The organism is Nesterenkonia sp. NBAIMH1, from assembly GCF_007922635.1.
GTDB lineage: Bacteria > Actinomycetota > Actinomycetes > Actinomycetales > Micrococcaceae > Nesterenkonia > Nesterenkonia pannonica.
The window spans coordinates 2,365,656-2,379,193 of record NZ_CP042335.1 but is presented as its reverse complement, the minus strand read 5'-3'; the positions used below and the strand labels follow the sequence as shown (position 1 = coordinate 2,379,193).

Annotated in this window: 16 protein-coding genes; 4 read left to right on the top strand and 12 right to left on the bottom strand. The window is 66.8% G+C overall.

The window, feature by feature from the left end:
• Positions 1–5 precede the first annotated feature (5 nt).
• From FS388_RS11450 to ffh, 12 genes are all read right to left on the bottom strand, one after another.
• A complete protein-coding gene (locus FS388_RS11450) occupies positions 6–1,277 on the bottom strand; it encodes a DNA-processing protein DprA (protein ID WP_146341523.1) in 1,272 nt (423 codons plus the stop codon).
• Complete coding sequence (locus FS388_RS11445; RefSeq protein ID WP_371708322.1) at positions 1,274–2,869, bottom strand: YifB family Mg chelatase-like AAA ATPase; 1,596 nt, start codon at positions 2,867–2,869, stop codon at positions 1,274–1,276. The genes FS388_RS11450 and FS388_RS11445 overlap by 4 nt, the downstream gene beginning before the upstream one ends.
• On the bottom strand, positions 2,869–3,228 hold the full coding sequence (locus FS388_RS11440; RefSeq protein WP_146341522.1) for a YraN family protein: 360 nt from the start codon (positions 3,226–3,228) through the stop codon (positions 2,869–2,871). The genes FS388_RS11445 and FS388_RS11440 overlap by 1 nt, the downstream gene beginning before the upstream one ends.
• A 135-nt stretch (positions 3,229–3,363) precedes the next feature.
• On the bottom strand, positions 3,364–4,053 hold the full coding sequence (locus FS388_RS11435) for a ribonuclease HII (protein WP_146341521.1): 690 nt from the start codon (positions 4,051–4,053) through the stop codon (positions 3,364–3,366).
• Entirely contained in the window at positions 4,050–4,784 is a 735-nt protein-coding gene (gene lepB / locus FS388_RS11430; protein ID WP_246836205.1) for a signal peptidase I, read from the bottom strand. Before lepB (FS388_RS11430) ends, FS388_RS11435 begins: the two co-directional genes overlap by 4 nt.
• Entirely contained in the window at positions 4,781–5,407 is a 627-nt protein-coding gene (gene lepB, locus FS388_RS11425) for a signal peptidase I (RefSeq protein ID WP_168198700.1), read from the bottom strand. Before lepB (FS388_RS11425) ends, lepB (FS388_RS11430) begins: the two co-directional genes overlap by 4 nt.
• Before the next feature lie 14 nt (positions 5,408–5,421).
• On the bottom strand, positions 5,422–5,820 hold the full coding sequence (rplS, locus tag FS388_RS11420) for a 50S ribosomal protein L19 (RefSeq protein ID WP_146341519.1): 399 nt from the start codon (positions 5,818–5,820) through the stop codon (positions 5,422–5,424).
• A 276-nt stretch (positions 5,821–6,096) separates the two neighbouring features.
• Positions 6,097–6,798 carry a tRNA (guanosine(37)-N1)-methyltransferase TrmD gene (gene trmD / locus FS388_RS11415; protein WP_146341518.1) on the bottom strand — a complete coding sequence of 234 codons (702 nt, stop codon included), beginning with the start codon at positions 6,796–6,798 and terminating at the stop codon, positions 6,097–6,099.
• Positions 6,799–7,359, bottom strand: coding sequence for a ribosome maturation factor RimM (rimM, locus tag FS388_RS11410; RefSeq protein WP_146341517.1), 561 nt, complete (start codon positions 7,357–7,359; stop codon positions 6,799–6,801).
• 13 nt (positions 7,360–7,372) lie between these two features.
• Entirely contained in the window at positions 7,373–7,615 is a 243-nt protein-coding gene (locus FS388_RS11405; protein WP_146342008.1) for an RNA-binding protein, read from the bottom strand.
• Positions 7,616–7,626: 11 nt separating this feature from the next.
• Positions 7,627–8,091 (bottom strand): 30S ribosomal protein S16, encoded by a 465-nt coding sequence (rpsP, locus tag FS388_RS11400; protein WP_146341516.1) that lies wholly within the window; start codon positions 8,089–8,091, stop codon positions 7,627–7,629.
• 151 nt (positions 8,092–8,242) lie between these two features.
• Positions 8,243–9,826, bottom strand: a complete 1,584-nt coding sequence (gene ffh, locus FS388_RS11395) for a signal recognition particle protein (protein ID WP_146342007.1) — start codon at positions 9,824–9,826, stop codon at positions 8,243–8,245.
• A 19-nt stretch (positions 9,827–9,845) separates the two neighbouring features.
• On the opposite strand from ffh, the gene FS388_RS11390 reads away from it, so the two are divergent.
• The 4 genes from FS388_RS11390 (at position 9,846) to FS388_RS11375 (ending at position 13,477) form a co-directional block, all read left to right on the top strand.
• Positions 9,846–10,262 (top strand): hypothetical protein, encoded by a 417-nt coding sequence (locus FS388_RS11390; protein WP_146341515.1) that lies wholly within the window; start codon positions 9,846–9,848, stop codon positions 10,260–10,262.
• A gap of 10 nt (positions 10,263–10,272) precedes the next feature.
• Positions 10,273–10,881 carry a hypothetical protein gene (locus FS388_RS11385; protein WP_146341514.1) on the top strand — a complete coding sequence of 203 codons (609 nt, stop codon included), beginning with the start codon at positions 10,273–10,275 and terminating at the stop codon, positions 10,879–10,881.
• A gap of 23 nt (positions 10,882–10,904) precedes the next feature.
• Entirely contained in the window at positions 10,905–12,068 is a 1,164-nt protein-coding gene (ftsY, locus tag FS388_RS11380; protein ID WP_146341513.1) for a signal recognition particle-docking protein FtsY, read from the top strand.
• 161 nt (positions 12,069–12,229) lie between these two features.
• Positions 12,230–13,477 (top strand): ammonium transporter, encoded by a 1,248-nt coding sequence (locus tag FS388_RS11375; RefSeq protein WP_146341512.1) that lies wholly within the window; start codon positions 12,230–12,232, stop codon positions 13,475–13,477.
• Positions 13,478–13,538 lie beyond the last annotated feature (61 nt).

Below are 13,538 nucleotides of genomic sequence, written 5' to 3'. Positions count from 1 at the left end.
GCACTCTACTCGCAGCGGCCCCATTCGCCGTTGGAAGCGCGCACCAGGCCGTTTGCCTGCAGGCGGGTCAGGCCGCTGAGGACCTGCGGGACGGGGAGCCCGGCCTCCTCTGCGAGTCGCCCTGGGGTGATCAGCCGCCGTCGCGGGAAGGCGTCGTAGAGGAGCCGGTCGGGTTCGCTCATGCGGTCGAGACGGTCCCGGAGCGGCTGAGCGTCGGTCAGCTTCGGCTGGGCTGGTGCTGCTGCGGCCGTGGGCATGACGTCCGCGCTGCTGATCATGTGGACGATGTCGAGGGCGTTGGTCACCAGGTGGGCCGGCGCCTCCTGCAGCAGCCGGTGGGTTCCGGCGGAGGCGGCGGAATGGATGTCTCCGGGGACTGCTCCGACAGGTCGGCTGAGGGCGAGCGCATGGTTTGCGGTTGAGAGTGCGCCGGAGCGAACTCGGGCCTCGACCACGACCGTAGCGGCGCTGAGGCCGGCGATGATTCTGTTCCGGTGCAGGAACCGGTGGCGTGTGGGACTCGCGCCCGGAGGGAGCTCGGAGAGCAGAAGGCCTCGGCCGGAGATCGCCTGAAGAAGCCGTTCGTTGCCGGCGGGGTAGAGGCGGTCGACGCCGCCGGCGAGGACTGCCAGGGTGGGGGCGCTTCGGTGGTCGGCGGCGCGTGCTGCTGCCAGTGCACCACGATGTGCCGCGGCGTCGATTCCGTAGGCCCCTCCGGAGATGATGGCGACTCCGTGGGAGGCGAGCTCCTCGCTCAGCTCGTAGGCGACCCGCGCGCCGTAGTCCGTCATCTCCCGGGCGCCTACGACTGCCACCCTTCGGTGCGGGGCAGGCATCCTTGTGCTCAGTTCCTCCATGGGGTGCTGGGGCGAGGCTCCCGCGGGCGCCGTTCGAAACCATAGGCCCAGGGGCGCCGCAGGATGGAGCTCATCCAGCTGCCGCGGCCATGCTGCGTCCTCAGGGATCAGAAGGTCCCCGCCGAGCTGGCGGATGCGCCGCAGGTCTCGTGGGCCGTCTGCCTGTCGGACCCGCGTGCGCCAACGCGCCAGGCCATGCCGGAGGGACCGCTGCCTCTGGCTGAGGCCGGCACGTTCGGCCGCTTCGGCAACGCCCTGCTGGTATGAGGCCGGCGGGGCGCTTTCAGCCCGTATCAGCTCCCACGCGGTTTGGGGGCCCAGGAGCGACACCATGAGACACCCGAGAAGGTCACCGGGTTCGATCACCCGGCTGAGGCTTGCCCTGGCTTCGCGCACGGAAAGGCTGAGGTGTTCGCTCATCGGACATCTCCTGCGCTGAGCCGCAGCTGCATGGCTGCGTCGATGTCCTCGGCCGCGGGCTCATCCCTGCTCTGGGTGTCTGCGAGCGTCCACGCCAGGCGGAGTATGCGCACGTAGCCGCGCAGCGAGATGAGCGCACGGTCCAACGCTGCGTCGAGCTGCGCGGTGACTGGCCGCGGCATCCGCAGCTCATCGGAGAGGAGCTTGAGTGAGACCTGGCTGTTCAGCTGCAGGCCGTAGGGCGCCAGTCGTTCGCGCTGGCGTGCCCGTGCCTGCCGGACCCTTGCCAGCACCTGTGCCGACGTTTCGCCCGGCTCCGCGAGCGCGAGGGCCGAGGAGCGAGGTCTCTCCACCCTGACCTGGAGGTCGATGCGGTCCAGCATCGGGCCCGATATGCGGCGAAGATACCCTCTCCTCTGCGCCACGGTGCAGGTGCACTGGAGCCCGCGCCCGGAGTTCATGCCGCAGGGGCATGGGTTGGCAGCGAGCACCAGTTGGAATTGGGCGGGGAAGATCACCTGCCCAGCGGAGCGCTGCAGCGCGATGCGGCCTGTTTCGATCGGCTGCCGGAGAGAGTCCAGGACGTGTCGTTGAAATTCGGGCGCCTCATCGAGGAACAGCACGCCTCTGTGGGCGCGGGTCACAGCGCCCGGCGTCGGCATGCCGGTGCCGCCGCCGATGATCGCGGCCGCTGAGGCGCTGTGGTGCGGCGCTTCGAAGGGCGGGGTGCGCTGCAGCCCGGTCAGCTGAGCCTGAGCTGCCGAACTGACGGAGGCGATGGCGGTGGCTTCCATGGCATGCTCATCCGTCAGCGGAGGCAGTATGGAGGGAAGCCGCTCAGCAAGCATCGTCTTTCCGGCGCCCGGGGGTCCGAGAAGGAGCATGTTGTGCCCGCCCGCCGCGGCGGCCTCAAGGGCGAACCGCGCCTCGAGCTGGCCTCGGACCTCTGAGAGATCCGGCAGCTGCTCGGCCGGGTGCGCCTCATCGGTGCTCACACCGCCGACGAGGCGGCTGATGCCGAGCGTTCCTTCGAGCGCTGCACCAGTCAGGCTGGGCGAGCGAAAAGCTGCCGCCACGTCCAAGACGTGATCAGCGGAGAGCACCTCAGCACCGGGAACCAGTGCGGCTTCGGCAGCGTTCTCCTGAGCGACGACGATGGTCCCCAACCCGGCGTGCACAGCAGCTGCAGCAGCCGGGAGGACCCCTCTCACCGGTCGCAGGCGGCCATCCAACCCCAGTTCCGCCATAAAGAGCACGTTCTCGGTCTCGGACACCTTTCCGTCGGCAGCCCACGCACTGACGAGGATGGCGAGATCGAGGCCCGAACCGGCCTTCGGAAGCGACGCCGGGAAGAGGTTCACCGTCAGGCGGCGCGCCGGCAGGCTCAGACCCGCGTTCTTCGCCGCCGAACGGACTCTGTCCTGACTTTCTCTCAGGGCCGCGTCCGGGAGCCCGAGGAGCACGAAGGAGGGGAGGCTCTGGCCGATGTCCGCTTCGACTTCGATCAGACGGCCTTCGGCGCCGATGACCACGGCCCCGCGTGCCCGCCCCATCGACGTCGTGCGCGGGGCGGACGGAGCGTGGCCCGTCATCAGACCACCCCGACGAGGTGCTCGATGCTCACAGCTTCGGCGCCGCGGGTGGGCATCACGATTCCGACTGCGTCGACCCGGTGAGGCATGCGCAGGGAGTGGGTCAGGGCGTACTCGCGGACAAGCAGGTGAAGACGCCGCAGCTTCTTCCCGTTCACGGCTTCGAGAGGGTGCCCGTAGCCGATGCCTCGCCGTGTCTTGACCTCCACGCCCACCAGTGTGCCCTCGTCGAGAGTGACGAGGTCGAGTTCGCCGGTGGGCGTCCTCCATCTGCGCTCCACCACGCGGTGGCCCTTCGCTTCGAGGAAATCGGCAGCCAGCTGCTCCCCGTCCCACCCCGTTCGATCCTTGGCGTGCATGCGCTCTCCTCTCCGTCGCCGAAGACCAGCCTCCGTCGCCGGAGCGGCCGGCACGGAATCTTCAGCGCGGCCCGAGCACACGTCGGCGCGTCATCGCCTACAACTCGCCCTCAGTGCAATACCGAGCGGGGAGGGTCACAGACCCGGCAGCGCGGGAGCTCCCAGATTCCAGGACCGCCGGTGGTGCTGACTCGGTCCGTGGACCTGAATAGCCGCCCTATGGGCGCTCGATCCGTACCCCTTGTTCGACTCCCAGCCGAATTCGGGATGCTCGTGGGCAAGTCCGCGCAGCAGCTCATCACGCTCAACTTTCGCCAGCACAGATGCGCAGGCCACCGTTTGGCTCTTCTGATCTGCCTTCGGCATGGTGCTCACGCGCGGATCCGCACCCGATGTCAGCCAATCGTGCGTCCCATCAAGCAGCACCGCGTCCAAGGTGCGCCCCATCGACCGCTCCACCGCTTCCACCCCGGCGCGACCGGCGGCTCCCAGCGCAGCCGTGAGCCCCTTGGCGTCGATCTGGTCTGCGCTCTGATGCTGGACGCTGTGGGCGGCGGCGTGTTCACAGATGGTCGGCTGCCACCTGACTCGGGCTGCCGGGGTGAGGAGCTTGGAGTCGCGGACCCCGTCCAGAAGCGGCCAGACGCCGGCGCTCAGCACATCTGGGGAAAGCCGTTCGAGGTCGATAACGACCACGCCGATCGTGACCGGGCCGGCCAGAGCGCCTCTGCCGACCTCGTCGATTCCAGCGATCAGCCGAGCTCCCCGCTCTGCCAGGAGCTGCAGCTCGGGCTTCAGGGTGGCATGGGCGGCCGACTGCGTCATGGAGCCTCTGGGGGGCGCGCCGCTCCGGCCGGCTCCGGGACCGATTCGAACGGCTCGTCCTGCGAGGCGCCGCCGGCGAAGCGATCGAAGGGCCACACCGTGCCCAGGTGCCTGCCGATCACGTCCTCCTCGGGAACCGCTCCGGCATTCGGCTCGTCGACATGGGCCCGCGAGTCCGCCGAGGCGCCGCGGTTGTCTCCGAGCAGCCACACGTGCCCTTCGGGCACCTCCACACTGAACTCCTGCTCGCTGGGGCTGTGGCCATCATTGATGTAAGGCTCATCGACCGGCTCGCCGTTGACGAGGATCCGGCCCTGTTCGTCGCAGCACTCCACGGTGTCCCCGGAGAGTCCGACGATCCGCTTGACGACGTAGTGGCTTGAGGTGTCGGGCATGAGACCGATGAAGATCAGTGCCTCCTGCCCGAGATTCGTCTCGGGGCTCTGCTCCGGCCCCCACCACTGACGGGTGTCTTCGAAGACCACGACGTTACCGCGGTCCAGCTCCATCGGTCCGGGTGCGAGGAGGTTGACCACAATGCGGTCATCGACCTCCAGAGCAGGCTCCATCGACTCGGACGGAATGTAGAACGCTCTGAGGAGGAAGGTCTTGACGATGAAGCTGATGAGCACAGCCAGGCCGATGATGATCGCCGCTTCGATGAGCAGGCTCACCATGGGATGGCGCTTCCGCCCACCGCCGCTGGGCGCCTGAGCAGGCTGATCAGTCAAAGGGACTCCTCGAGGCTTCGGCGTTCTGACAGCGGCCAGACAACATCCGTCACCTGCCCAATAATGCGGTCTTCCGAGATCATACCGCCGCCTGGGGCGCCGAGCAGGGCGCGCGAGTCGACGGATTCGCTGCGGCTGTCCCCCAGAACCCACATGCGCTCCTCCGGCACCTCAGCCTCGAACGACAGCTCCGAGGCGAGCTCGTGCGGGGGCAGATAGGGCTCTTCCAGGGGTTCTCCGTTGAGGGTGAGCTGGCCATCGTCCGTGCAGCACGCGACGGTGTCTCCTCCCACGCCGATGACGCGCTTGACAAAGACCTGCGGAGGAGCGCCCATGCTGACCCAGTGGGCCATCTGCTGGCCGAGTCGGCTCAGCGGCGAGCGCTGCCCCTGGTACGGGGTGAAGGACCCTTCCCCGTCGAAGATGATCACATCCCCGCTCTGGGGGCCACGCTGACCCGGGTACTGCTTATCCACGGCGACTCGCTCCCCGTGGTGGAGAGTGGGGTCCATCGAGTCTTGGTTCACGACGTAGACGTCGATCCAGAAGACACGGATCGCCGTGGAGACGAGAAGGGCTGCGGCCAGCACGGCAGCCAGCCGCAGCCCCCAACGTCTGATCACGTCTGCAGTGAGGCTCAGGCCTCGGAAGCTGCCTCTTCGACGTCGCGGCCCTTGGCGCGGGCCACTGCTGACTCGCGCTTCTCCTTGATGCGGGCCGCCTTGCCGTGGCGCTCACGCATGTAGTAAAGCTTGGCGCGGCGGACGTCGCCGAGCGCCGAGACCTCGATCTTCTCGATCACTGGGGAGTGCACCGGGAAGGTACGCTCCACGCCCACGCCGAATGAGATCTTGCGGACGGTGAAGGTCTCGCCGACGCCGTGGCCCTGGCGGCCGAGCACATAGCCCTTGAAGACCTGAACACGAGTGTTCTTGCCCTCGATGATGTTGACGTGGACGCTGACGGTGTCGCCGGGGCCGAAGTCGGGGATGTCGTCCCGAAGGCTAGCCTGGTCCAGGAAGTCGAGCTTCTGCATTGCATCTCCTTGGGACGGGCTGCCACAGGTCAGTCGCCCCGATATCAGGGACCTGGGACGATAGCGCAGCAGACGCCGCGCCCTCGCCTCGAGTCATAAAGCTGGTGGACGGGTCCGGCGGTCGCCGGAATTCCGCGGCCCGGCTGTTCGGCGCGCCTCCCCCGTGGCAGAGGTCAGCGCCCAGCGGGCACAGCCAACAAGTATGTCACAGGGGTCCCCGCGGGGGAAATGTGCCGGCAAGATTCCCCGAGGACACATGAGCCGATGGTGCCGTCCTCAGGCCCGTCGTGCCCAGAGGTCAGGTCTCAGCCGCTGCGTTCGCTCCTCAGACTTCTGGCGGCGCCAATCAGACACGCGGGCATGATCGCCGCTGAGGAGCACTTCGGGCACGTGCAGACCCCGCCAATCGGCGGGCTTCGTGTAGACCGGGTACTCCAGCAGGCCGTCGGCATGGGACTCCTCCGTGAGGGATTCCGCATTCCCGATGACTCCCGGCACGAGGCGAGCAATTGCCTCGACCATGACGACGACGGCCGCCTCTCCCCCGTTGAGCACGTAATCGCCGATGCTCACCCTGCGCACCTCGAAGTGGTCCTCTGCCCATGCGGCCACTCGCTCATCGATTCCCTCGAACCTGCCGGGGGCGAAGACGAGGTGCTCATGGGCGGCGAACTCGTGGGCGAGGCTCTGGCTGAGGACCTCCCCCGAGGGAGTGGGGATGATGAGGGTGGGGCGTGTGCCCGCGGCCCGGGACGAGAGCACCGATTCGAGGGCCAGGGCCCACGGCTCAGGCTTCATCACCATGCCCGCTCCACCCCCGGCAGGGGGCGAGTCAACGGTGCGGTGCCGGTCTGCGGCGTAGTCGCGGAGCTGGTGGCGCCGCACATCCAGCAGCCCGTCCTCCTGAGCTCTTCCGATCAGCGAAAGGTCAAGGGCGTCGAAGAACTCCGGAAAGATCGAGATCAGGTCGATGCGCACTCAGATGAGCCCTTCGGGCGGGGTCAGCGTGATGATGCGCTCATCGGCGCTGATGTCGGGGACGATCTCCTCCACGAACGGGATGAGCACCTCGTCCCCCGCCTCGGTCCTGACTGCGAGAAGATCCTGCGCCGGGCCGGTCACGAGCTCAACCACAACGCCGTAGGGATGACCGTCAGGGCTCTGACAGACCATTCCCTCAAGCTCGTGGGAGTACCAGCCCTCCTGCTCGTCTTCGTCGGGGATCTCGATGTGCAGGGTGGAGCCCCTCAGAGCCTCTGCAGCATCACGGTCCCGCACGTCCTCGAAGGAAAGCATGCAGATCTTCTTGTTCCACCGCTGGGAGGACACAGTGAGCTGCTGCGTGGTCCGGTCCTCGGTGCCCTTGCCGGGCCTGCGCTCCAGCACCGCACCGGGGCCGAGCCTCGCCTCAGGCTCGTCGGTGAACAGCTCGACGGTGACTTCCCCGCGCACGCCGTGGGGCTTACCAATACGAGCGACCCGCAGCCCTTCCCTCTCCGGGCTGGGCTGCGGGTCGGATCCGTATTCAGTCTGCGCCATGATTCTGCTGAGGTCAGCGGCGACGGTCCGTGTCGACGACGTCGACGCGGACATCCTGGCCGCCGGGCAGGGCCGAAACCACTGCGCGCAGCGCTTTGGCAGTTCGTCCGGCACGACCGATCACGCGTCCGAGGTCCTCCGGGTGGACCCGGACCTGGACGGTGTCGTAGCGACGTCCATCCTTCTGACGCACATCGACGTCGTCGGGAGAGTCGACGATGCCGCGCACCAGGTGCTCAACAGCATCAGTGATCACAGACGACATGATTACTCGGCTGCCTTCTCCGCGGCGACTTCCTCTGCTGCGTCGGGAGCGGGAGTCTCCTCGGCGGATGCTTCAGGCGCCTCAGCGGGAGCCTTCTCATCGGTGGGGTTCTCGGTGCTGCCGGTGTTCTCGACGATGACCGAGCCCTTCTCGGGGACGGTGTACTCCTGAGGAGCCTCCTTGGTCCGCAGAGTGCCCTCTGAGCCTTCGAGGCCCTTGAACTTCTGCCAGTCGCCGGTGACCTTCAGCAGCGCCATGACCTGTTCGGTGGGCTGAGCACCGACGGAGAGCCAGTACTGCGCGCGCTCTGTGTCGATGTCGATGAGCGAAGGCTCCTGGGTGGGGTGGTACTTGCCGATCTGCTCGATCGCGGCACCATCACGCTTGGTGCGCGAGTCGGCGACGACGACCCGGTAGTGGGGTGCACGGACTTTGCCCATGCGCTTCAGACGAATCTTGACTGCCACTTGTGTAGCTGCTCCTTGAGTCTTGTGGTCACAGTCGGTCATCTCTGGCAGTGTGGGGCTGCTGCGCGGTATGCCGCTGTGGAGACATTGCTCAGTGACAGGGAATGAGAGGGTCCCCCGGCCTGTGCAAAGTACTAGGGAATTATGCCATCTACTTGAGGTATTTCTCGAATCCTTTGGGAAGGGAGAGATCCTCGGGGCTCACATCCTGCTGCGGGGCTCCGAACGCAGAGCCGCTGGCCGGCTTCTCGCGGCGGCGCTGCTCGGCATCGCGGGCCTCCTGCGCGGCCTTGGCCGGGTTCCCGGACTTCGCCTTCTTCTTCGGCTTGCCCTTGGCCGCCTTCTTCCGTCCGCCGGCAGGCGCACCGCCGCCCATCCCGGACGGCATTCCCGGCATGCCTCCGGGCATTCCGCCGCCGCCCGCCATCTTCTTCATCATCTTCTGGGCCTGCCCGAAGCGTTCGAGGAGCTGGTTGACCTCCGAGACATGCACGCCTGAACCCTTGGCGATGCGTGCCCGACGGGAGCCGTTGATGATCTTGGGAGCATTGCGCTCGTGAGGCGTCATCGAGCTGATGATGGCCTCAATGCGGTCGACCTGACTGTCGTCGAACTGGTCGAGCTGCTGACGCATGCCCTGCGCCCCAGGCATCATGCCCAGGAGCTTCTTCATCGAGCCCATCTTCTTGAGCTGCTGCATCTGAGCGCGGAAGTCCTCCAGGGTGAAGTCTTCCTGGTCAGCGAACTTCTGGGCCATCTTCTCGGCCTCAGCCTTGTCCCAGCTCGCCTCGGCCTGCTCGATGAGGCTGAGCACGTCACCCATATCGAGGATGCGCTTGGCCATACGGTCCGGGTGGAAGACCTCGAAGTCCCGCAGACCCTCACCGGTCGAGGCGTACATCACCGGCTTGCCGGTGACCTCTGCCACGGAGAGGGCGGCACCGCCGCGCGCATCGCCGTCCAGCTTGGTCAGGACGACGCCGGTGAAGTCGACGCCTTCATTGAATGCCTGTGCGGTGTTGACCGCGTCCTGGCCGATCATGGCGTCGATGACGAAGAGGGTCTCGTGAGCGCCGACGGCGGCCTTGATGTCCCCGGCCTGCTTCATCAGCTCAGCGTCGACTCCGAGTCGGCCGGCGGTGTCGATGATGACGACGTCATGCAGCTTCTCGCGCGCCGCGGCCACGCCTTCTCTTGCCACCGCGACTGGATCTCCGGTGGGGACCTCGGCCTCGGAGGAGACGCCCGGATGCGGAGCGTGCACGGGGACCCCGGCCCGCTCGCCGCCGATCTGCAGCTGGCGCACCGCGTTGGGCCGCTGGAGGTCGCAGGCCACGAGCATCGGGGTGTGTCCCTTGGACCTGAGGTGGTGCGCGAGCTTTCCGGCCAGGGTGGTCTTGCCGGCGCCCTGCAGCCCGGCGAGCATGATCACCGTGGGCGGCTGCTTGGCGAAGGCCAGCTCACGCGTCTGACCGCCGAGGATTCCGACGAGCTCCTCGTTGACGATCTTGACGACCTGCTGGCCGGGGTTCAGCGCCTGAGCGACCTCCTCGCCCAGGGCGCGCTCCTTGATCCGGCGAATGAACTCACGGACGACTGACACTGCGACGTCGGCGTCGAGCAGGGCGCGACGAATCTCGCGGGCGGTGCCGTCGATGTCGGCTTCGGTGAGACGCCCTTTGCCGCGAAGATTCTTGAAGGTCGCGGCGAGGCGGTCGGAGAGGGAGTTGAACACGATCATCTAGGGTATCAATGTGAGCCAAAAAGACGACGCCCGGGTTGTTCAGGCGGCTTTGGCTGCCCACGAGCAGCTGCTGGAGGGCGCGGAGCAGGGGCATCGACGTGCCGCGTCCGGCATCCGTCGCACCCCCGGTCTGAGCCGCGGCGCTGCCCCTGCGATCGCTTTGGCGGGGGCGCACACCGCGCGTTCCGCCTCCTACGCACAGCGTGCGGCATTCATGCGCGAGATCCAGGAGTTTCCGGCGAGCGGCCTGCGTGCGCTCACCGGGTTCGACATGAGAAATCTTCGCGTCCCGCCGCACATCGGCTTCCGCGCGCTGCCGGACGAGCTGCGTCCACGGTCCACCAAGCCAGTGTCAGCAGCGGAGGCAGACGGCTCAGCGCCTCGTCCCAGCTTCTTCGACATCATCCACGGCACCGCTCAGCATTAGGAGATGATCCATGACACACGCGAGCTCAGCCGACGAGGAGCAGACCCGCACCGACGAAGCCTCCTCCGAGGATGCCTCGTCGTCCACGCTCACGGAGGCAGATGCGACGCCGCCTGAGGACCTCGGGAAGAACGCGCACGACGTCGTGGTCTCGCTCATCGCCCATCAGCGGGATCTGATCATTGAGCTTCGGAGCGTCTACGACCGCCTCGACGAGGTGCGGAGCGTGGAGTTCCGAGACCTGGAGGAGCGTGTGCGCTCAGCGCTGGGGGGACTCGAGGATGTTCCGGAGAGGCTCTCGGCTGTTCGTGCGGACCTCGGGAACCTGGCGGAGCGGCTCGATGAGCAGGGCGTAGTGTTCGCCGATCAGGTGGAGGCGCAGCGCGCCAGGAATGAGAGCCTCCAGGCGCGCCTGGAGCGGCGTGAGCAGCAGCTCGAGCAGCTGACCGAGAAGCTGGATCGGATCGAACGCCGGCTGGAGGAGACTGAGGCCGCGTCGAGCGACCACTCCCGCGCCCTTGAGGCTCTCGCCGAGCAGGCGAACTCGTCCGTGCTCGGCGCACTGCCGGAGCGAGCGCGCACCACCGCGCAGAAGGTGTCTCGCCGCCTCAGACGCTGATCCTGTATGGGACACTGAGGCGCGTGGAAACTTCTGTTCTGATCTCCTTCATCGTCCTGGCCGTTCTGCTCGTCAGCCTTCTCGGATTCTTCCTCGTCAGCGGCTCCGACCTCTTCCGACGGTCACAGCAGCGCTATCCCACCACCCGGGATGCCGATGATGCTCCGGAGGCGGATGAGCCCACCGGCGACACCCTGGTCGAGGAGGCCCCCGAGGGTGACGCTCCCCCCGTTCCCGCCGAGCCGGAGCTGGACCGCCCGGAGCCTGCAGAGGGGCGCCTTGCCCGGCTGCGGGCGCGCCTGGTCAAGTCGAACAGCGTCTTCGGCAAGACCCTGCTCGCACTCCTGAGCCAGGACGAGATCGACGACGACGTCTGGGACGAGATCGAGGAGACTCTCCTCACCGCGGACCTCGGCGCCGAGGCGGCGATGAGCCTCGTCGAGACGCTCCGTGAGCGCGTCAAGGTCGAAGGCTCAAGGGACCCTGCGCGTGTGCGGGAGCTTCTGAGGGAGGAGCTCGTGAAGCTCGTCGACCCCACCTTCGACCGTGAGCTCACGACGACGGCAGAGGGCCGGCCGGCTGTGGTGATGGTGGTCGGGGTCAACGGAACCGGCAAGACGACCACCGTGGGCAAACTTGCCCGAGTGCTGGTGGCCGAGGGCCGGACTGTGGTGCTGGGCGCAGCGGACACGTTCCGCGCTGCCGCAGCCGAACAGCTGACCACGTGGGGCGCCCGTGTGGGTGTCCCCACTGTCTCGTCGGATGTGGAGGGGGCGGATCCCGCCTCTGTGGCCTTCGAGTCCGTGGCGAAGGCGCAGGAGGACAACGTCGACGCCGTGCTGGTGGACACTGCTGGCCGGCTGCAGAACAAGGCCAATCTCATGGACGAGCTCGGCAAGGTCAAGCGTGTGGTCGAGAAGCGGTCGCAGGTCGACGAGGTGCTGCTCGTGCTGGATGCGACAACGGGCCAGAACGGGCTCTCGCAGGCCAAAGTCTTCTCGGAGGCAGTCAGCATCACCGGCATCGTCCTGACCAAGCTCGACGGCACCGCACGCGGCGGCATTGTGGTGGCCATTCAGCAGCAGCTGGGGGTGCCGGTGAAGCTCGTGGGGCTCGGTGAGGGCCCGGACGATCTCGCTCCGTTCGACGCCGAGTCGTTCGTGGACGCGCTCCTCGAGGACCAGTGATGCACAGCCGGGCCTCACATGTGGCGAAATGCCTTTTCGCAGGAAAAAGTTAACGTTCTTGAAACACGAGGGCCGCTGAGGCGAAACACGTGCCCTCCAGGATAGAAGTCATCTCGCACCGGTGAAGGCCATCGGTAGACGACGTTTCCTGGAGGGACATTATGGAAGCTGATGTTATTTGGGTTGTCGTAGCAGGCGCCTTGGTGCTGTTTATGACCCCCGGACTCGCTCTGTTCTACGGCGGTCTGTCCCAGACCAAGTCCGCCGTGAACATGATGATGATGAGCTTCGCGGCTATGGGACTGGTCGCGATCACATGGACCCTCTGGGGCGACGCGATCTCGTTCGGCTCATCGGTCGGGGGCCTCTTCGGCAACCCCGCTGACAACTTCGCTGCGATGGGATCCTTCGAAGCGGCCGGCGACGAGCTCGTATGGGTCGGCTTCGGCGGTACCTTCGCGATCATCACGACTGCGCTGATCTCAGGCGCCATTGCAGACCGGGCGAAGTTCTCCGCGTGGATGATCTTCGTTCCGATCTGGCTGACTCTGGTCTACGCACCCCTGGCCCACTGGGTCTGGGGCGACGGCGGACTGCTGGTCGAAGGCGGACTCATCGGCGACGCCGTGGGTGAGGCTGTTGACTTTGCCGGCGGCCTGGTCGTGCACATGTGCGCCGGCCTGGCGGCTCTGGCTCTGGTCCTGGTGATCGGACCTCGCTCACGCTTCGCGGAGATCACTGAGAACAAGGCTCACAACGTTCCGTTCGTGCTGCTGGGCGCCTCGATCCTGTGGTTCGGCTGGTTCGGCTTCAACCTGGGTGAGGCTGGCAGCACTGACGAAATCTCCCTCAACTGGCTGAACACCATGCTGGCTCCGGCAGCGGCACTGGTCGCGTGGCTGCTCACCGAGTGGGCCCGCGGCAAGAAGCCCACCCCTGTGGGCGCTGCCTCCGGAATTGTTGCTGGTCTGGTGGCCATCACTCCCGCCGTCGCCCACGTGGCACCAGTCGGTGCGATCATCCTCGGCGCCATCTCCGGCGTGATCTGCTGCTTCGCCGTCGACATCAAGTGGGGCAAGTTCGACGACACTCTTGATGTGGTCGGTCTGCACTTCGTGGCGGGCCTCTGGGGCACAGTGGCCATCGGCCTCTTCGGCTACGAGGACATCTACGGCGAGGGTCGCTCCGGCATCCTGGTCGGCGGAGGCTTCGAGCTCCTGGTCGCTCAGGTGGTGGCAGTGGTCGTGACCGCGATCTTCACGTTCGTGGCTACATTCATCATCGGTCTGGCGATCCACAAGACGATCGGCTTCCGGGTGGACGCAGAGGTCGAGGAGGCCGGCATCGACGTGGCGGCTCACCAGACCGAGGCCTACTCCTACATCGAGAGGACCTCAGCGGGTCACTGATTCGCTTCAGCTCTCTCTGCGCCTAGGTGCAGCAGAAGGGGCGGGTTCCAGCACTGCGCTG